Source organism: Leptospira barantonii, assembly GCF_002811925.1.
GTDB classification, from domain to species: Bacteria; Spirochaetota; Leptospiria; order Leptospirales; family Leptospiraceae; genus Leptospira; species Leptospira barantonii.
Window position 1 is genome coordinate 768,244 of the sequence record NZ_NPDS01000002.1, and the last position, 19,579, is coordinate 787,822.

At 45.2% G+C, this 19,579-nt stretch carries 14 protein-coding genes; 7 read left to right on the forward strand and 7 right to left on the reverse strand.

Going from position 1 to position 19,579, the window contains the following annotated elements:
* Positions 1–2: 2 nt before the first annotated feature.
* Entirely contained in the window at positions 3–3,347 is a 3,345-nt protein-coding gene (locus tag CH367_RS08295) for an efflux RND transporter permease subunit (protein ID WP_100761986.1), read from the forward strand.
* Between the two features lie 548 nt (positions 3,348–3,895).
* The gene (locus CH367_RS08300) at positions 3,896–7,249 is read left to right on the forward strand and encodes an efflux RND transporter permease subunit (RefSeq protein ID WP_100761987.1); all 3,354 of its coding nucleotides are present in this window, start codon (positions 3,896–3,898) and stop codon (positions 7,247–7,249) included.
* A gap of 80 nt (positions 7,250–7,329) precedes the next feature.
* On the opposite strand, the gene CH367_RS08305 is transcribed toward CH367_RS08300, so the two are convergent.
* From CH367_RS08305 to CH367_RS08330, 6 genes are all read right to left on the reverse strand, one after another.
* Positions 7,330–7,515, reverse strand: a complete 186-nt coding sequence (locus tag CH367_RS08305) for a hypothetical protein (protein WP_100761988.1) — start codon at positions 7,513–7,515, stop codon at positions 7,330–7,332.
* A gap of 76 nt (positions 7,516–7,591) precedes the next feature.
* Positions 7,592–9,244, reverse strand: a complete 1,653-nt coding sequence (locus tag CH367_RS08310) for an outer membrane beta-barrel protein (RefSeq protein WP_100762105.1) — start codon at positions 9,242–9,244, stop codon at positions 7,592–7,594.
* Positions 9,245–9,440: 196 nt separating this feature from the next.
* A complete protein-coding gene (locus CH367_RS08315) occupies positions 9,441–10,736 on the reverse strand; it encodes a CCA tRNA nucleotidyltransferase (RefSeq protein ID WP_100761989.1) in 1,296 nt (431 codons plus the stop codon).
* A complete protein-coding gene (locus CH367_RS08320; RefSeq protein ID WP_425268817.1) occupies positions 10,729–11,097 on the reverse strand; it encodes a hypothetical protein in 369 nt (122 codons plus the stop codon). Before CH367_RS08320 ends, CH367_RS08315 begins: the two co-directional genes overlap by 8 nt.
* Before the next feature lie 46 nt (positions 11,098–11,143).
* A complete protein-coding gene (locus tag CH367_RS08325; RefSeq protein WP_100761990.1) occupies positions 11,144–11,533 on the reverse strand; it encodes a ribonuclease HI family protein in 390 nt (129 codons plus the stop codon).
* Positions 11,530–11,847 carry a hypothetical protein gene (locus tag CH367_RS08330; RefSeq protein WP_100762107.1) on the reverse strand — a complete coding sequence of 106 codons (318 nt, stop codon included), beginning with the start codon at positions 11,845–11,847 and terminating at the stop codon, positions 11,530–11,532. Before CH367_RS08330 ends, CH367_RS08325 begins: the two co-directional genes overlap by 4 nt.
* Positions 11,848–11,970: 123 nt before the next feature.
* Between CH367_RS08330 and CH367_RS08335 the strand changes: the two genes are divergently transcribed.
* Genes CH367_RS08335 through CH367_RS08355 form a run of 5 tightly spaced genes read left to right on the forward strand, consistent with a single transcriptional unit; the run spans position 11,971 to position 17,729 of the window.
* Positions 11,971–12,738: an arginyltransferase gene (locus tag CH367_RS08335; protein ID WP_100761991.1), complete on the forward strand. Its 768-nt coding sequence runs from the start codon at positions 11,971–11,973 to the stop codon at positions 12,736–12,738.
* A gap of 56 nt (positions 12,739–12,794) precedes the next feature.
* Positions 12,795–13,523 carry an SDR family NAD(P)-dependent oxidoreductase gene (locus CH367_RS08340; protein ID WP_100761992.1) on the forward strand — a complete coding sequence of 243 codons (729 nt, stop codon included), beginning with the start codon at positions 12,795–12,797 and terminating at the stop codon, positions 13,521–13,523.
* Between the two features lie 25 nt (positions 13,524–13,548).
* Positions 13,549–15,045 carry an FAD-binding oxidoreductase gene (locus tag CH367_RS08345; RefSeq protein WP_100761993.1) on the forward strand — a complete coding sequence of 499 codons (1,497 nt, stop codon included), beginning with the start codon at positions 13,549–13,551 and terminating at the stop codon, positions 15,043–15,045.
* A gap of 3 nt (positions 15,046–15,048) precedes the next feature.
* Positions 15,049–16,578, forward strand: a complete 1,530-nt coding sequence (locus CH367_RS08350; RefSeq protein WP_100761994.1) for a glycosyltransferase family 39 protein — start codon at positions 15,049–15,051, stop codon at positions 16,576–16,578.
* Between the two features lie 17 nt (positions 16,579–16,595).
* Positions 16,596–17,729 (forward strand): glycosyltransferase family 2 protein, encoded by a 1,134-nt coding sequence (locus CH367_RS08355; RefSeq protein WP_100761995.1) that lies wholly within the window; start codon positions 16,596–16,598, stop codon positions 17,727–17,729.
* 218 nt (positions 17,730–17,947) lie between these two features.
* Here the strand turns inward: CH367_RS08355 and CH367_RS08360 are convergent, their stop codons facing one another.
* Positions 17,948–19,576: an LA_3751/LA_3752 family putative glycosyltransferase gene (locus CH367_RS08360; protein WP_100761996.1), complete on the reverse strand. Its 1,629-nt coding sequence runs from the start codon at positions 19,574–19,576 to the stop codon at positions 17,948–17,950.
* Between the last annotated feature and the right edge of the window lie 3 nt (positions 19,577–19,579).

Below are 19,579 nucleotides of genomic sequence, written 5' to 3' on the forward strand. Positions count from 1 at the left end.
CGATGAAAATCATCAATAGCGTCGTAGAAACCGCACTTAGATATAGATTATTCACGATGATCGTGGCCGTTTTTTCCCTAATGGTGGGAATTTGGTCATGGATCGATATTAGAAAAGAAGCATATTCCGATATCGCAGATACGCAGGTTCGTATCGTCGCGAAGTTTCCCGGGAAAGCCACTCTCGAAGTGGAAGAGCGCGTAACGATGCCGATCGAACGCGTTCTTCATTCCACTCCAAACCTGATCGTTCGTAGATCGAGAACCATCAACGGTCTTGTCGTATTCCAATTCGTTTTCGAAGAAGGAACCGACGATTACTTTGCGCGTATGCGTTTGATGGAGAAGGTGAGGGACGCGGTCATTCCGGAAGAAGTCACTCCGACTCTCGCTCCGATGAGTTCTCCCGTGGGAGAGGTGTATCGTTACGTAGTGGAATCTACGTCAGGAAACCATACTCCGATGGATCTCAGAAGTATTCAGGATTGGATCGTGATTCCGAAGATGCTTCAGGTTTCGGGGATTGCGGACGTGGTTACGTTCGGCGGTCTTCCGAAACAATTTCACGTCGTAACTACTCCTGAAAAATTGATTCGATACAGCGTGACCGTTTCGGACGTAATCGAGGCAGTCAAAAGCAACAACTTGAATACGGGCGGGAACTTTCTCTTACAAGGGGAACAATCCCTTCCGATCCGTTCTTTGGGAGCCATCCGGACTCCGGAAGATATCGAAAACATCGTAGTTAAAACCGTGAACGGGGTTCCGGTTTACGTGAAAGACATTGGTTCTGTCGAAATTTCTCATCCGATTCCGAGCGGGGTTCTCGGCTACACCGTTCAAAACGACCAAGAAGGTTTGATCGACGTTGACTCCGCCGTTCAAGGTTTGGTTGCGATGAGAAGATGGGTGGAACCGAACGCTTTCGGGGAACGGGTTCGCGCCAAAGTCAAAGAAATCAACGAACGTTATATGCCCGAAGGTACTCGTATACGAAACACATACGATCGCGGGGATCTTGTAAAATATACTTTAAGAACGGTGGGAACCACTCTCCTCGAAGGGATCGCGGTCGTGAGTTTGGTCGTGATTTTCTTTATCGGAAGTTTAAAGGCTTCGGTCGTGGTCGTGATGACGATCCCGTTTGCGCTTCTCTTTTCGTTTACGATGATGAACTCCACGGGAATTTCAGCGAGTCTTCTTTCCCTGGGTGCGGTCGACTTCGGGATCGTCGTGGATAGCGCGGTCGTGATGGTCGAAAACATCATGAGGCGGTATAAGAACGCCACCACCGCCGAAAAACAAAAAGGAATTGTACGTTTTACTTACGATTGCGCCTCCGAGGTTGCGACCGAAATTCTTTTCGCGATTCTCATCATCATTCTTGCATACTTGCCGATCTTCTCGTTTGAAAGAATCGAAGGTAGACTCTTTAAACCGATGGCGTTTACACTTTCGTTCGCTATCTTCGGTGCGCTTCTGTTTACGATGACCGTGGTTCCTGTAATCATGTCCTACTTTTACAGAAACTACTTCGAGTCCAAAAATCCGGGACCGATCGAATGGCATAACCCGGTGTATCATTGGATCGAGGAAAAATATTCGATCATCGTTCACTATCTCGTGGAACGATCCAAACGAGTCGTTACGATCGCGTTCACCGGTGTGACCGGTCTTTTGATCATAGGAATGATGTCGCTTGGAACCGAATTCTTACCTTCTTTGGATGAAGGTGGGTTTACTCTAAGACTTTATTTCCCGGTCGGGATCTCTCTTCCCGAAGCGAAGAAGTTCGTTCCAAAGGTTCGCGCCTTGATCTACAAAAACGAACAGGTCAACATGATTCTTTCCCAATATGGGAGAAACGACGACGGAACCGATCCTCTACCTCCGAACCGTCTCGAAGTCTATGTCGGATTAAAAGATTATAAGGATTGGAAGGACAAGATCACAAAGGAACAACTTCTGATCCGAATGCGTAACGAGCTCGAAGAAGGATTGCCCGGGGTTCGAGTCAGCTTTTCGCAACCGATTATGGATAACCTTTCCGAAGCGATCATGGGAACGATCGCGGACTTGGCGGTTTTTGTCGGCGGACAAGACTTAAAAGTGATGCGGCATATATCCGAACAGATTCTACATATTGTAGCCAACATGAAAGGTTCCAGCGAATACGGGATCGAACAGGAAGGCCCCGCACCTCAGATGGTGATCCGAATCAAACGGGAAGTTGCGGCTCGTTACGGTATCAACGTTAAAGATATTCAAAACGTTATCGAAGCCGCGGTCGGTATGGAACCGATCAGCAATTTATACGAAGGGCCGATGGACAATCCTCCGAAGGAACGTGCGTTATTCGGAATCGCGGTTCGTTTCGCCAAGGATTATCGTCAATCGGCGAGAGAGATCGCCAACATTCCGATTATCTCGCCTAAGGGAGAAAGGATTCCTCTTTCCGAGTTGGCGGACATCACTCAGGAAGATTCGCCGACGATGATCTTTCGTCAGGACGGAAAAAGAACGATTACGGTTCGTTTGAACGTTCGCGGTCGGGATCAGGGCGGTTTCGTTTCCGAACTTCAACAAAGAGTGAAGAAGGAAGTGCAGATTCCGGACGGATACGAGATTCGTTACGGAGGTCAGTATGAGAACCTGGCCCGAGTCGGGAAACAGCTCGCGATCGTGATTCCATTGACGATCGGAATCATATTCGGACTTCTTTATATGCTCTATCGAGACTTAAAGTCCGTAATCGTCGCTCTTTCTTGTATCCCCTTATCGCTGTTAGGCGGTATTTATGCCCTCCTTGCAAGAGGATATTACTTCAACGTCTCCGCGGGGGTGGGATTTATTTCTCTCTTCGGTATTGCTACGATGGCCGGGATTTTGTTCGTCTCAAAAGCGAATCACATGCGTTACGACGATCTTACGATGTCGATTCGAGAGGCTTCGATCCAATCTGCGGTGACACAACTCCGACCTCGTTTGATGACGATGCTTCTTGCACTTCTTGGTTTGATTCCCGCGACGATGGCTTCCGGCGTCGGTTCGGACGTACAAAGACCTCTGGCGACCGTGATGGTGGGTGGACTTGCTTCCGCGTTGCTTCTTGTTTTGACGGTGATGCCGAGTCTTTACATTCTCGTGATGGAAGGTAAGGACGATGTAAAAAATACGACCGGTTCTAAAAAGAATTTAAGTGGAGATTACGTTTCCGTTTATCCGGAACCGGAAATTTATTCCACGATCGACTACGACGATGAGCCGGAAGAGCCTGTCGGTAACGGAAAGAACGGAAAAAAGACTAAGTCCACCAAATTGAAAAAAACGAAGAAGACTCGAACGTAGATCGTTCTACGAGTTGCCGCCGTGTTCGGATTGATTTTGAACTGTGCGGCAATTTTTTCGGATCGATTCAATTCTCACCTAACGTTCCCGTTTCGATTTTTCCGCAAATCGAAGTTTGCGGGTTCAAATCCCAAACCGACTTTTTTGTTCATTCTCTAAGAACATCCTTAATTTCGGATAAAAAGTACTTGCGGCCTCCGCAGAATCCACGATCTTCCTGAACCGTCAAATAGTTTGAATGAGCAACATCCGTTGAAGCCGAAATGGATTTCGGTTCGAGAATTTCTCTCAAAAGGTTAGTTTTGTTCGATTGTTCGGCAAATTAACCCTATTTGGGATTTGGTGACGGATATTGTTGAGCATTTTGTTTTTGGAATCGACAGGCTATCTTTCTAGTTCCTTCCATAAGTTCTTGTATACAATCCAATCGTTTCGGATTAACAAACCCCCATTGGAATGTTTTCGAATCTCATCCTCAAAAAATCGCCGGGTTTTTGTGACTTCCCAAAAGTTTTTTAACCGCTCTGTCGGAAGTAAGGAATAGAATTATGATACGTGGTCTGCTCGAAGGAGTTTTGCGTTTTCGATTAGCGACATTGATTGCGGCGGCCGCGACGGTGGCTTTCGGACTTTGGGCCTGGATCGATATTAGAAAAGAAGCATATTCGGACATCGCGGATACTCAGGTTCGATTGATCGCGAAGTTTCCGGGAAAGGCCGCAGTGGAAGTGGAGGAACGGGTAACGATTCCGATAGAACGCGTATTGAATGCGATTCCGAAAGTTTCGGTGAGAAGGTCGAGAACGATCAACGGTCTTGTCGTTTTTCAATTCGTATTCGAGGACGGAACGGACGATTACTTTGCAAGAACGCGGCTTTTGGAGCGGGTGCGCGACGCGGACATTCCCGCTGAAATTCAACCCGCGCTCGGACCGATGAGTTCTCCCGTGGGAGAAATTTTCCGCTACGTCGTCGAAACCAAAATGAGTCATACTCCGATGGAACTGCGGACCATTCAGGATTGGGTCATCATGCCTAAGATGCTGGGGATTCCGGGCATCGCGGACGTAGTTACGTTCGGAGGACTTCCGAAACAATATCATGTAGTGACGACGCCGGACAGACTTGTACGTTATAAGTTGACCGTCGGCGATGTGATCGCGGCGATTCAACGCAACAATCTCAACACCGGAGGAAATCTTCTCTTACAGGGAGAACAGGGCTTTCCGATCCGATCCTTGGGAGCGATCCGCGAACCGAGACATATCGAAAACATCGTTCTCAAAACGGAAAACGGAGTCCCTGTTTTTGTTCGGGATTTGGGGAGCGTGGAAGTTTCTCATCCGATTCCGAGCGGCGTTCTCGGTTATACGGTTCAGAACGACGAGGAAGGATTGATCGACGTCGATTCTTCCGTTCAAGGATTGGTCGCGATCCGTCGTTGGGGCGATCCGAACATCATGGGTGATCGGATCCGCGCAAAGGTAAAGGAGATCAACGAGAATTATCTGCCCGACGGGGTTCAGATGAGAACCACTTACGATCGAACCGATCTCGTCAATTATACGTTACGCACCATTGGTAAGACCCTCGTCGAAGGGGTTGTTGTCGTCAGTTTGGTCTTGATCTTTTTTATCGGAAGCGTGAAGGCTTCGATGGTTGTCGTCGCCACGATTCCGTTCGCAATGTTGTTCGCATTTTTACTGATGAATATCACCGGAATTCCGGCCAGCTTATTGTCGTTAGGCGCCATCGATTTCGGAATCATCGTAGACGGCGCCGTCGTGATGGTGGAAAATATCATGCGGCGTTATCGAGACGCTTCCCCCGTCGATAAGAAAAAGGGAATCATCCGTTTTACCGTGGATTCCTCGTCCGAAGTCGGAACGGAAATTATTTTCTCCATTCTAATTATCGTGCTTGCGTATCTTCCGATTTTCTCCTTTGAAAGAATCGAAGGAAGATTGTTCAAGCCGATGGCGTTCACGATTTCTTTTGCGATCATGGGAGCGTTGATCTTTTCGATGACCGCGATTCCCGTGATGATGTCCTATATCTATCGGAATTATTTCGAGTCACCGAATCCGGGTCCGATCGAATGGCACAATCCGTTTTACGAATGGCTCGAACGCAAATATGAAAGACTGATCGAATGGCTTGTGGAACGATCCAAGAGGGTCGTGACGATTTGTTTTTCCGTGGTGGGCACCTTGCTTGTGTTAGGCGGACTTTCCCTCGGAACCGAGTTTCTTCCCGAAATGGACGAGGGTGGATTTAATTTGAGAATTTTCTTTCCGGTCGGAATCTCTCTTCCCGAATCCAGAAAATTCATTCCTCGTATCCGACAGCTCATCTATAAAAACGAACAAGTCAACGTGGTTCTTTCGCAGTTGGGAAGAAACGACGACGGAACCGATCCACTTCCTCCGAACCGTTTGGAAGTTCTTGTAGGTTTGAAAGATTACAACGACTGGAAGGAAAAGATCACCAAAACGGAACTTCTTCTTAGAATGAGAAACGACTTGGAAGCCGGCCTTCCCGGAGCGAGGGTGAGTTTTTCCCAACCCATCATGGATAACCTTTCCGAAGCGATCATGGGAACGATCGCCGATCTAGCGGTTTTCGTTTCCGGAAACGATCTCAAGGTGATGCGAAAGATCGCGACCGAGATTCTGGATATCGTAAAAGAAATGAAGGGCGCCAGCGAATACGGGATCGAACAAGAGGCGGATAGTCCTCAGCTTACGATTCGAATCGATCGGGAAGCCGCGGCTCGTTACGGGATCAACGTAAGCGATATCCAACAGATGGTGGAAGCCGCGATCGGGATGCAAAGAATCGATACTCTGTATGAAGGTCCTTCGGATATTCCTCCGAAAACTCCGGCTCGATTCGGAATCGTGGTGCGCTTTTCGAAAGACTATCGCACCTCTCAAAGAGCGATCGAGAACATGCCGATCATTTCTCCCAAAGGAGAAAGAATTCCTTTGTCGGAGGTGGCAAAGGTTACTCTCGAAGACGGACCTACGATGATCTTTCGTCAGGAAGGAAGAAGAACCGTGACGGTTCGTACCAATATCCGCGGAAGGGATCAAGGCGGTTTTGTCGCGGAGCTTCGCAAACTCGTTCAAAAGAAGGTTAAACTTCCGGAAGGTTACGAGGTTCGTTACGGTGGGCAGTATGAAAATCTTTCCCGCGTGGGAACCCGTCTTGCGATGGTGATTCCTCTGACGATCGCGATCATCTTCGGTGTTTTGTATCTACTTTATAAAAATCTAAAGTATGTCTATGTAGCTCTCGCTTGTATTCCTCTTTCTCTCGTGGGAGGAATCTACGCACTTTTGATGAGAGGTTATTACTTCAACGTTTCGGGCGGGGTCGGTTTTATTTCGCTTTTCGGAATTGCGACGATGGCCGGAGTTCTTTTCGTATCGAGAACGAATCACCTGCTTCATGACGACGATGAGATCAGCGTGAAAGAAGCGGTGAAGAAGGCGGCGGTGATCCAACTCCGACCGATGCTTATGACGATGCTCCTCGCTTTGCTCGGATTGATTCCGGCGACCTTGGCTTCCGGGGTCGGTTCGGACGTTCAAAGGCCTCTTGCGACCGTGATCGTGGGCGGTTTGTTTTCCGCTTTGTTGCTCGTTTTGACGGTGCTTCCTTCTTTGTATCTGATTCTTGTGGGAGAAAGGGAATACAGTAAGCTCAAAAAAACGAAGGAACAACCTTTAGAACCTTTCTCTTATCTGGATCAGTTGTCCTTGGAAGAATACGAAGGAGAATTGGAAACTTCTCAAGATTTCGAATCTAAATCCGAAAGTAAAAGATCGTCTTCGGCCAAAGCGAAGAAAGGAAAATCTTCTGGAGGGGTTTCGGGGAAAAAACCGAAGAAAAAGTAATCTAACAGGATAAACGGAAAAAGGAGTCGGACGCGAACACGCGAACGACTCCTTTTTTTATTTTAATGTTTTTGAATCTATCAACGGGCGACGAGATAATACTCCGAGATAAAAAGAAGTTGTTGTTCCGTAAGACGGTTGTCCGCGGCTTTCGAACTTCTTTTTACGATTTCATCGGAATCATTCGAACCCTTCCATGTGATCGGAAACGCCGAAGAGGCGCTCGCCGAGTTTTTTGTTCTTTGTAAGAATTCTCTCAATCTCATGCTGATTTCTCTTTTAAAAAAAAGGCGCCCTTGGAAAAGAGCGCCCTTCGTTGATACAAAGTGTTCCCGCTTAGTCTTAGAACTTAGCGACAACTCCTAAAGTTACACCGTATTGGTGATCTTGTTTTTCACCTTTTTGGTCTACGAATTGTTTACCGGTCGCCCAGTCTCTCCGCATATCAAGTTTGATTAACAAGTTTTCGGTAAAGTTCCACACAGGAGTAACAGTGAACGTTTTATACTGTCCTGCGTTTCTCGTTCCACCATAGTTTTTGTAATCGTCGCTCATCGCTTCGAGAACTTGTTCTTTGGTGACCGCATATTGACCGAAAGTCGGGCTCGCCGCAAGAGCAGTAGCAACTGCATCAGCAACCGCTAAGTCCGTAGCTTTCTTGTATTCGCTGATGTAAGCGTTCGTTCCCATAAAAGGGTTGAACGTGGTCAACGCGCCGTTGTTGTGTTTGTCGTCGATGTATTCCACACGAACGTTCACACCCCAAGCTTCGTTAACTTTAAACTTAGCGAAGATACCGTAAGCTTTGTAAGTAGTCTTAGCGTCGCGTTTGTTGTTCAGACCCCAGAAAAGAGTGTCTTTGTTGAACTGCTCAGCACCGGTTGCGTCTACGTTGTAGCGTTTTTGATCCAAGCTGTTGTTTGCAAGAGCTCCGGATTTTTCACTCCAAGTATAGTCGAGGTCGATGGTGATTTTATCGGTCGGAGTGATCGATAAGATCGCGTGGTTCATGAACCAGTAGTCTTTGTTGTAATGCGCTCTGTTAGGATTCGAAACGTTGTATTTTGCGATGTTCGGATCGCCCAATGCGTTTCCTAACTCGGTGGCAAGAGCCGCTTTGGTAGGATCGACACGAGAAGCCGCACCGTCGCTGGAGTAGAGGGTGTTCCAAGTGATGGAAAGTTTGTCTTCGATCAATTGACCTTTCAACTGAGTTCCGATCGCTTTTCTTTCGGACTGACCTTCTACGAAGTAACTTTTGCTCGCCGCATTACCGCTGTAAGTCGGATCAGTGATGATCTGAGTTGGAGCAGTCGTCAAGTTCGCGGGAGAGTTATAACCGGTACCACCACCACTGTTGTAGATGTAGAAAGTTCCAGCCCATTTGTCTGTGAACTGAGTGGTTAAGCGAGCACCGGTGTGGATAAAGGGGATCGTATTTTGGAAGATCGCGCCTATCGAGTAGTTCGGGTTACTCATGGATTCGAGAACCTCGTACCCGATATGGGTTGCCATCTTACCGACGTCTAACGTCATTCCTTTTAACACAGGGAAATACATACTCACATATGCTTGTTTCAGCATGTTGTAGTTGTAGATACTATTGCTCTGAGAATACGGAGCTTCCTGAAACGCGTTGTTCTGACCGTTTTGGAAGTCGATTCTGAAACCCCAAGGTGAACTTTTCTCAGCGGCTTTTTGGATCGTAAGAGCGACCGCGTTTACCGCAAAGTTTTTGTTACTGGTTTCAAAAGCACGGGTAGCATCAATGTCGCTTCCTTGTTTCGGGTTGAGATTGTACATGTAGTACACGTCTGCGAATCCGGAAAATTCAACCTGATCATACCATTTCTTATCTTCTGGCTCCGCTTTGGGAGCGGGCGCGGGTGCAATCGCCGCTTCTGCCGTTGGCTTCTTACCGGTCTGGGCAAAGACCTGTGAAGAACCTACAAGGCAAAGGACGGAAGCAACGAGGCTCAGTGTTTTTGTTCTCATCATTCTCCTAAATCTCCTATGCCCTTTTTATGCAAAATGCGTGCCATCGCTTAAATTTTGGAAATTAGCTAAAAAAACAGCATTTTGGCATTAGATCTTAGGGGTTAGGGTGCCTATAGAATAGGATCAAGGTGAATAACGGTGTTTTTTATTGGGACAGATGCCTAAAAATTAGGCGTAAAAACATTGCAAGTTATCAAGGGAGAATGGAAAGAAGGGATTCTTTTTGGTTTTCTTCCGGGTTTTCGAGTACATGAGACAGAAGTTTTCCGAGTACGGTCCCGATTTCCTTGGGAGGTAGGTTCGGTCGGGCCTTGAGAATATCCTCTCCCCGAAGCGCCAATTCCGTCACCAGAAGGGCTTGTGGTTGTTCGAGGAGGCCGATGATTCTTTCAAAATTGAAAAAAGTCCGCAGATTAGGATCGTAAGTATATGCAAGATTTAGAATGTGTTCCACTACGGCTCTCAGATGTTCTCTTCCGGCGTGCAAACAGGAAGGGTGCAAAAGAATTCTTCTTACATCGGAATCTTTAAGTTCGTTTGCGTTCTTCCTGGAAAGCAAAGACGCGAGCATAGACGAAAAGAATAAAGAATCCTTTGTGTTCTGATTGGAATAACGCAGATCCTTCATAAACTGTTTTGCGGAATTTACGTCTTCAAAATTTCCGAACAACCAAGCGTGTAAGAAACTGAGCCGCAGGCTTTGTGGAAAAATCGGAAGTTCTCGAATCTTTTCCGCGACGTCTAAGTTTTCGTTCGGATATAGTTTTACGTTCGTGAACAATTCTAAGATGGAAAACTCACGAAACAAACACAATGCGGGGGCAGGGTTCGAAGTCTTTAAGGTTTTGTTCAACTCGTCGTGAACCCTTTCTTTGGAAACCTTTGCAGTTATGTTTCTGCATTGAAGAATCGCCTTTGCTGTGTTCGACTCCAACGTAAATCCCAAACTGCTTACAAAACGAATCGCTCGGATCGGTCTGAGTCCGTCTTCGGTGAATCTTTCGATCGGATTTCCGATCGTTCGAATGATCTTGTTTCGAATGTCTTCCAGACCGGAATGTTCATCGATGAGAACTTTCTTTTCCAGATCGAGAGCAAGAGCGTTCATCGTAAAGTCCCTGCGTTTTAGATCCTCGCTTAAGGAAACTCCGAACTCCACCGTTTCCGGTCTTCTTCCGTCTACATAATCCGCGTCCTTGCGAAACGTAGTGATTTCGTAGGCGCGATCTTGGATCAAAACTGTAACGGTTCCGTGTTTGATTCCGGTGGGAACGGTTCTTTTAAAAAGGGTAAGAATTTTTTCGGGCAACAACGAAGTAGTAAGATCGAATTCATCGGGAACCTTGGAAAGCACGAGATCGCGCACGGATCCGCCGATCAGATAACATTCTCCGCCTTCGTCACGGATGGTTCTTGTGATAGCGATCATGTCCTCCCGAAAAACATCGGGAATTTTTTCGATCAGGGAAGAAGGATCGACATCAATCATTTTGGATCATTTTTTTCCAAAGATTTCCGTATCGATTTTTGAGGGTTGGATTGTTTTCCAGAATCGTATCGATTTTCTTTTTCCATTCCGGGTCGACCGTGATCTGACTGAATGGAAGTTCCGTTTTTTCGGAAAGAATCTTATCGATCCCGGCCGAAGTTTTTTCAGTCGCCAAATCGCAGAGATCCTTGGAATCAGCCGCTTCCTTTTGAGAGGATTCGGAAAGACAGAGGAGCAACATCTCCTCGAATTTTTCTTCCTTTTGAAGGGAGATCAATTTGTCCTTGAGAGAACGTCCGCAGGAAGAAGTTGAGAATAAAAAAACAAAACTCAAAAAAGTAAGAAACAAAATTCTTCCCAAAGAAAGAATGGAAACGAAGGGGGGTTCGTTTTGAATCCGCAGATTCTTATTGTTTGAAGGCTTCGTTGGCGAGTTTGTCTGCGACGGAATTTTTTTCACGGGGAACATGGGTTATCTGGAAACTCTGTAAGGAAGAAACGAGTTTGTCCACTTCCTTTTTGTATTCCAAAAGATTGGGATGTTTGACCTTGTATCTTCCGGTAACCTGTCTGACCACGAGTTCGGAATCCATGTGCGCGTGAACGGCCAGAAAGTTTCTTCGAATACATTCTTCCAGACCTTTTTTGAGGGCGCTCCATTCGGCGACGTTGTTTGTGGTTTCTCCGATTTTTTCGGAGATCCTAAATTCTTCCTTATCTCCGTCGTATGCGACAACTCCGATCGAGGACGGTCCGGGGTTTCCCTTGGACGCTCCGTCGCAAAAGATCGAGATCAAGAATTTTTTTCCTTCCGAAAAAGATCGATCGCGAATTGAATCGGCTTCCATACGATCACGTATAACAAAAGCAGACCACCCTTTACGATTCCGCTTAAAAAGGTGAGAATGAATTCCAAGGTCCAATTCGTGAAGGAATAAAATGCTTCCGGTTGAACGAGAGTGAACACGAAAGAAACGAGTCCGAGACCGAGCAAGGTAAACTGCAGAATCGCATTTCCGATTAAAAAAGAAAGAAGACTGACTACCGTAAACAATAGGGCTAAGCGGAGACCGCGTTTTTTGACTTCGAAGTTCATAAAGAGGCTGTGCATCTGAAAGTTTTTTGATCCTGGCACGTGATTTGTATTTAAAGCCATACTGAAAACAACCGCCTCTTTCGTCGAGTTTTCCCTAAAAAACTTTACGAGTTCGATACGATCTGTCATGCTTCCTAGATGATCCGGCAAAAACTACAGGACCTAGTCGATTCCCTTCCGATCAGTCCGGAAAGAAGTTGTTCTTATTATCCGGATCGTATGAGTCAGATTCAGTATCTTCCGTTTCAAGGTGAGATCGCCAAGGAAGCGTTGCAGTTTTTTTTCGATTCCGGTTTTCGTAGAACCGGGAACATTCTTTATCGCGCGTCCTGCAACGGTTGCCGGGATTGTTTGAGTTATCGGATTCCTTTGGATCTTTTTTCGCCGAGTCGAAATCGAAAACGGCTTTTAAAAAAGAACGAGGATCTTTTGATCCATGTCGGCCCGCCGAGCCTTACGACCGAGAAAGAAATTCTTTACATTCGTTATCAAAGATCGCGTTACGAAAGTTTTGTAAGCGGAGAATCCGATCAGGAACTTTTGGAAGGAATGCGTTGGAATCTTTTCGGTTATCCCGAAAATTCTCTGGAGATGACCTTGTCTTTGGATGGGAAGATTCTCGGTTTTATGATTTTAGATTTCGCATCGGATTCTCTTTCGGCGGTTTATTCGGTGTATGATCCCGATTATGCGGATCGAAGTCTGGGAAGTTTTGCGATTCTCCGTTCCATTCTTTACGCAAAAGAATTGGGAATGAAATACTATCACCTAGGCTACTTCCTTCCCGGACATCCCGATATGGATTATAAGAAATACTGGACTCCTGCGGAGATTCGCGAATCGGAAGAGAACCATTGGACCTCGTTCGAGGAATTTCAAAAAAGCCACCCAGACTTTTCCTGGTGAGAATCTCCCCTAAATCATACTTGTCAGTTCCGTTTATTCCCGTAGAACGGATGAATATGGCAAAAAAAATCATCGTCGTAGGTGCATCTAGCGGTATCGGAAAAGAATTATCGGTTCTTCTTTTGGAACAAGGACATACGGTCACTCTGGTAGCCCGCCGTGACAAGGAATTGAAAACGATCGCGGCTCCTTTTAAATCAAACGCATTCATCATCAAACACGACGTCACCAATTTCGACCAAGCGGACTCGACGTTTCAAAAAGCGGTGAAGTCCATGAAAGGTCTCGACGAGATTTATTTCGCATCGGGAATTATGTACGATATCAAACCGGAAGAATTCGACACCGAAAAGGATATCGAGATGTTGAACACGAATCTTTTAGGTTGTGTCGCTTGGTTGAATCCTGCGGCAAGTCTTTTTCAGAAACAAAAAAGCGGTAAGATCATCGGGATCTCTTCGATCGCGGGCGATCGTGGTAGAAGAGGGAATCCAGTTTACAATACTTCCAAGGCTGGAATGAACACGTATCTCGAAGCTCTGAGAAATCGTCTGAGCGTTTTGGGAGTTCAAGTTCTCACTGTAAAACCAGGTTTTATCGATACGGCGATGACACAGGGAATGAAAGGTCTTTTCTGGTTGATCACCGCTAAGGAAGCGGCGACCACCATTCTCAAAGCCGCGGATGCGGGTAAGGAAAATATTTACGTTCCGGCTCGTTGGGGACTCGTGGGTTTGATCATCCGTTCGATTCCTTCTTTTATCTTTAAACGTCTTTCTATCTAAACCTGAATTACGAAAGGGTAATATTATGGCAACGGCATCCAAGACTTCTTCAAAAAAGAAGGCCTCCGCAAAAACTTCGAAAGCGACTTCGGTAAAAAAATCGAACGTTGAACTTACTCTTCCCGAAGCTTCCAAGGTGGAAGCGTGGGGGATGAATCATTATTCCGTTTCTCCAGTCGTTTTTCCGGAGAAGGAAGAGGATTTTAAAAACATATTCTCTTACGCGGATAAAAAAGGTTTGAAGCTTACGTTTCGAGGCGGCGGTTGCAGTTACGGGGACGCGGCTACAAACACGAAAGGTGTTGTGATCAATATTTCCAAGTTCAATCGAATTTTGGAATTCAATTCCAAAACGGGAATCATCAAAGCCGAATCGGGAGTTACGATCAAACAACTCTGGGAATTCGGAATCGAAAAAGGATATTGGCCCCCCGTGGTGAGCGGCACTATGTTTCCTACGTTAGGCGGCGCTTTGTCGATGAACATTCACGGCAAGAATAACTTCGCCGTGGGCCCGATCGGGGATCACGTTCTCGAGTTTACGTTTATGACTCCGGACGGAAAGATTCATACCTGCACAAGAAAGAAGAATCAGGATCTTTTTTTTGCGGCGATTTCCGGCTTCGGAATGCTCGGAGCTTTTTTAACGGTAACGATCCAACTGAAACATATCTACGCGGGAAAGATGAAAGTATGGCCCGTGGTCAGCAAAAATCTTCAGGATATGTTCGACTATTTCGAAAGTGAATATAAGAATTCGGATTATCTCGTAGGTTGGGTGGATGCGTTCGCATCGGGGAGTTCTCTAGGCAGAGGACAGATTCACAAGGCGGTTCATCTCAAAAAAGGCGAGGACCCCGATTATCCGGAAAACTGTAAATTAGAAAAACAGAATCTACCAAGCACGTTTCTCGGGATCGTTCCGAAGGCTTGGATGTGGCTTTTTATGCTTCCATTCTCCAATAACCTGGGAATGAGACTCGTCAACTTTGCAAAATTCATTTCCGGTTATCTGACGAATAACAAACCGTATCTGCAAGGTCACGCGGAATACGCGTTTCTTTTGGATTACGTTCCGAATTGGAAGTTCATGTATAAACCGGGTTCCATGATTCAATATCAGAGTTTTATTCCGAAGGAGAATGCGGTGGATGCGTTTTCCGAAATTCTGAGAATCTGTCAGAAACGAGGAATCATCACCTGGCTCGCAGTATTCAAAAAACATAAACCGGATCCGTTTCTTCTGACGCACGCGTTAGACGGTTATTCCATGGCTATGGATTTTCCGGTGACTTCCAGAAACCGGAAAAAACTTTGGGAGCTCGCCGGAGAATTGGACGAAACCGTGCTTAAGTTCGGTGGAAAGTTTTATTTCGCGAAGGACAGCACTCTCAGGCCGGAAATCGTTCAGCGTGCGTTTCCGAAAAAGACTCTGGAAACCTTTCATTCTTTAAAAAAGAAACTCGATCCGAAAGGAATTTTGGAAACCGATCTTTACAGAAGAATCATGGGTATTTGGTGATCTATGAGTCGGTTGAACGCGTTTTTATCGGAGATCAAAAAGAATAAGGATTTAAAAGTATTCTTAGCTCTTTTTGCGTTAGGCGCGTTCTTTCGTCTTTTTCGTTTGGATCTTCAGAGTCCCTGGGAGGACGAACTTTTTTCCATCCGTGCTTCTTCGGAAAGTTCCCTAAGTAATCTTTGGGGATGGATGAAGAACGATCCGCATCCTCCTCTGTATCAGACACTATTGTATTTTTGGTTTCAGGCTTTCGGTCCTACGATCTTTGTCGGAAGAATGTTGAGTGCGATCGCGGGGCTTTTGGTCCCTCTGGCCTTTTTTGTTTTTGCTCCGTCCGGTTTGAGCGGAAGAATCAAGGTTTCCGTTTCCGCGTTGCTCGCATTGTCCACGGGTTTGATTTACTATTCTCAAGAATTGCGTTCTTATAGCCTTTTGATTTTGTTTTGTACGATTCAGCTCGCGTGCGTTTTGAGACTTTCCTATCGATCGGACGTCGAAACGGGAGTGACTGGAAACGCAAAAGACGTTCCAAAAGAAGCGAATCAAAATCTTGGAACCTACTGGAGTATATTAGGAATTTCTTTATTAGCATCTTATACTCATTTTTTCGGTTTTATCTGGTCTGCATCCGTCTTTCTCGGAATTTTTATCGCGGACTGGATCTTTCAGAGAAAATTTCCGAAGATTTCTTTCTGTTTTGGAATTTTGTTCGCCGTCTTATTCTTACCCGCGTTGTATCTATTGTTCAATTCGAATAAAATCGGAATCGCGTCTTGGATTCCGGAAGCAGGATTCACCGCATTCGTTGTATTCTTTGATTTGGTCTTTCATTCCGGAATTCTCAAAAAATTCATTCCCGGAATTGTCGCGTCTTTGGCTTTGCTCGTAGGTTTTGCGTCCTTGTATTTCCAAAAAAAGGAAACCGATACGGAATCCGTAAACTTAGAACCGGCGGACAAAAGATCCGCGATTTCATTGATTGTGATTCTGATCGTATTTACGATCGTGCTCGGAATTCTTTCCGCGATTCAACCCTTGATCACCGCGAGAAATCTTTTGGTCACCGCACCCGCGTTGTATTTTTTGATTACGACCGGATTTTCTCTATTTCCGATCTACAAAGGGAGAAGATTGGAATCGATTTTGATTCTGATTTCTCTCGTGTCGCTTTATTATTTTACGCGTTATTACTATAAACCGTATAAGGAACAATGGAGAGAAAGCTCGGGATACATTCTTTCCAAGATCGCAGAGCGTCCGAAAGAGTTTACACTTCTTTGTTCTTCTCATACCTACAACATGGAATATTTTTTAAAGACTGCAAAAATCGAAGGTGTTACTCCGAAGATTTATTCGAAGGAAGAAGCCGATCTTTTTATCAAGGATCCTTCCAGAAAAGACTTAGTGATTCTGGAAACCTCTTGGAAATATTTAAACATGGAAGAGGTCGATACCTTGTTCAATCGGAATACATTCGATCGAACCGATCAGTTGTTCTACGGAATGAAAGTCATCGTTCTCCGTAAAAAATAATCCCGGAATCTTAAATTATGAAAAAAAGAAATATCACCTATGTAATCCCGTGTTTGAACGAGGAAAAAACTCTTCCTCTTGTTTTGGAAAAACTCGTTAAGCTCAAGAAAGAATTAAAACAATACAACGTTGAAATTCTGGTTTCGGACAACGGAAGCGAGGATAAGTCCGTATCGATCGCAAAAAAATACGGAGCGAAGGTCGTTCACTGTAAGGAAAGAGGGTACGGAGCCGCATTGAATTTCGGAATTACGAACGCGAGCGGGGAAGTTGTCCTTTTCGCGGACGCGGATGACACTTACGACTTTCTCGAATCTCCCGCTCTCCTTGCGGAAATTGAGAAAGGCGCTGAGTTTGTGATCGGTTCCCGTTTGGACGGAAAAATTCACAAGGGTGCGATGCCGTTTTTGCACCGTTATCTTGGAACTCCGGTCATCAACTGGATTATCAATCTATTATATTCAAAAAAAGGAAATCGCGTTAAGGACGCAAATTCCGGCTTTCGTTGTTTTTTGAAAAAGAAATATCTGGAATGGGAAATCGAAAGCACCGGAATGGAGTTCGCATCCGAAATGCTCGTAAAAGCGCTTCGAAGCGGTGTGAAACTTTCTCACGTTCCGATCAGTTTGCATCCAGACGTTGCGGGAAGAGTTCCTCATTTAAGAACTTGGAGAGACGGGATGAGACATCTTTTGCAGATTATGATCCATTCTCAACAGCTCTTTTATTATACGGGCTTTGCACTTTTCTTTTTCGGTTGGGCGGTTACAATCCTCGGATACTTTACCGGAATCGTTGCGATCGGTCCGTTTCATATATTCGGAATTCATTCTTTAACCGTTTCCTTGCTTGTTGCCACCTTGGGACAAACCGTTTGGGCGATCGGGCTTTTTCTTGCGGCTCGTAAGATTCCGGAGATGAGACTTTATTCTAAGTTGAATTTGTTGTCCGAGGATCTTCTCTTTTGGTATTCCGCGAGAATGATTTTTTTCGTCTTTTTGCTTTTCGCGTTTATCGTTTTCCGTTGGTGGAGAAATTCCTTTCAAGTTCTGGATCTGGAAAAGGAAATTTTGATGATTAGTTTTTTAAGCGTTCAGATTTTAAATCTGATCGGGCAGACGATCACGGCACATTTGTTAAAGCGAACGTAGTTTGGAAAAAGGGAGGAATTTGATACTGTCCCTACAAGCTGAGTCGTAATTTTTGCGGCCCCACCCTAACTTTGGGTGGGGGGCGAGGTGGTGGGAAGTTCGGACAAGTCCCTCACTACCACAAAATCCTCTTCTTCACAACGAAAAAATCACCGTCCTGTCGGAACACTTCCGAAATTATGGCTCAATCCATCCGGTTTATTGAATATTCCGAGCCCTTAATTCGTTTTTAAACGATACGTTCTCAACGTAAAATCCAAGATCTTTTTTGAATCTTGCATGTCGTAATAACGTTTTGGATCGTTAAAGCGAACTGCAATTTTTTCCTTATGTTGCTTTTCGGGAAGGTTCGGATCTCTTAGAGGCTCCATATCGTATTCTAAAATTGAATACGACGGAACTTCATTCTTTTTGAAAATTTCTTCTAACGTTAGAGCATCCTTTTCATTGATGACCGCAAAGTGAATCGCGGTTGTATAAGACGCTCCGATGAGATAATTCGTAAACTGACCTTTGTGGACGACGATCTTTCTGGACTGAAATTCGTTTTGAATTTCAGTATAAGGCGCGATCGCACCGAACAAAATCTTAAAACCTTCTCTCGTAAACTTGTAATTGTAGTATAAACTGAACAACGCAAGTAGAACCAAAACGCGTCCGGCATTCGGAAAGTCTACGGTTCGTTGGTATAAGAAGATAAAAATTCCCGCGGATAAAAAGATAAAACCGGATTCCAAGTAACGAAGACCAAAGTGATGTACTCCCGCAGTGTAAGGGCTTAAAAAGGAAATCGAAAAGACGGTTCCGATTCCGACTAAGCCGAGAATGGATTCTCCGGAAATTTCTTTTTTACGAAAAATATTGGATACGATGCCAAGAATCAAAATCGTATACGGAGCCGCTTTTAAAAAGCCGGTTTTTGTGGCGTCTCCCAAAAGATATCCTTGAAAGATTGAAATTTGTTTTCCAAGGGAGAATTGGCTCATCGCGTCTTCCGAACTTTGCAGAAAACGAATTCCCATCGGATGACCGGAATATACCGAATTTAAAATACCGATGAAAACAAAGGAAAGAATCGCACCCGGAACGGAAAAAAGCAAATACTGAGGAATCAGTTCTCTGGATTCTTTTGAGAAAAACCCCAAAAGGCCGAATAGAAAAATCGGAAACGCGGACTCCGTCCTTAAAAAGAATGCGGCAACCGCGAGAACTCCCGAAACGAATGAGAATATTCTAAAGTTCGAATTCGATTCTTCCCTGCTTATTTTGATCTTATCGGTAAAGAGGGATCTCATGAGTAAAAACGCGAAGGAAAGTAAAAGAAGATTGTTCAACGGAACTTCCGAGAATTCAACCGAGGACAAAACGGGAAAACTCAATGCGAACGGAATCAAGCTCGCGATCAAAATCACCCAGGTCTTATCGATAAAAAGGGAAAGGATTCGATCGAAAAAGAAAAGACATCCAAGCAAACAAAGAAGCGGCAATAGGGTGACGATCTTTATTCCTAAGAGATAAGCCGGTAATCCGTTCATAAGGGCAAAAATTGGAGGATATTGAAAGATACACTTTCTTCCTCCGTTCTCTTTCAAAAACGCCCAGGGATAATCAAACGGAAAATATTTGAACTCCGGGTCGTAAACTTTCCCCGGATACGCGCATTCAGAATTTGCGACGGCGGCAAATCCTTTTTCGGCAACCATTAAGGTTTGATAATATTTGATTTCCGAATCGCTCGACACAAAAGGCGTTTTGAGATCGAGTTTGGAACGGTTGAAGGCTAAGAAAACGACAACGAGCGCATATACGGCATAACGCACGTATGGAGAGGACAATCGGTTTAACATTTT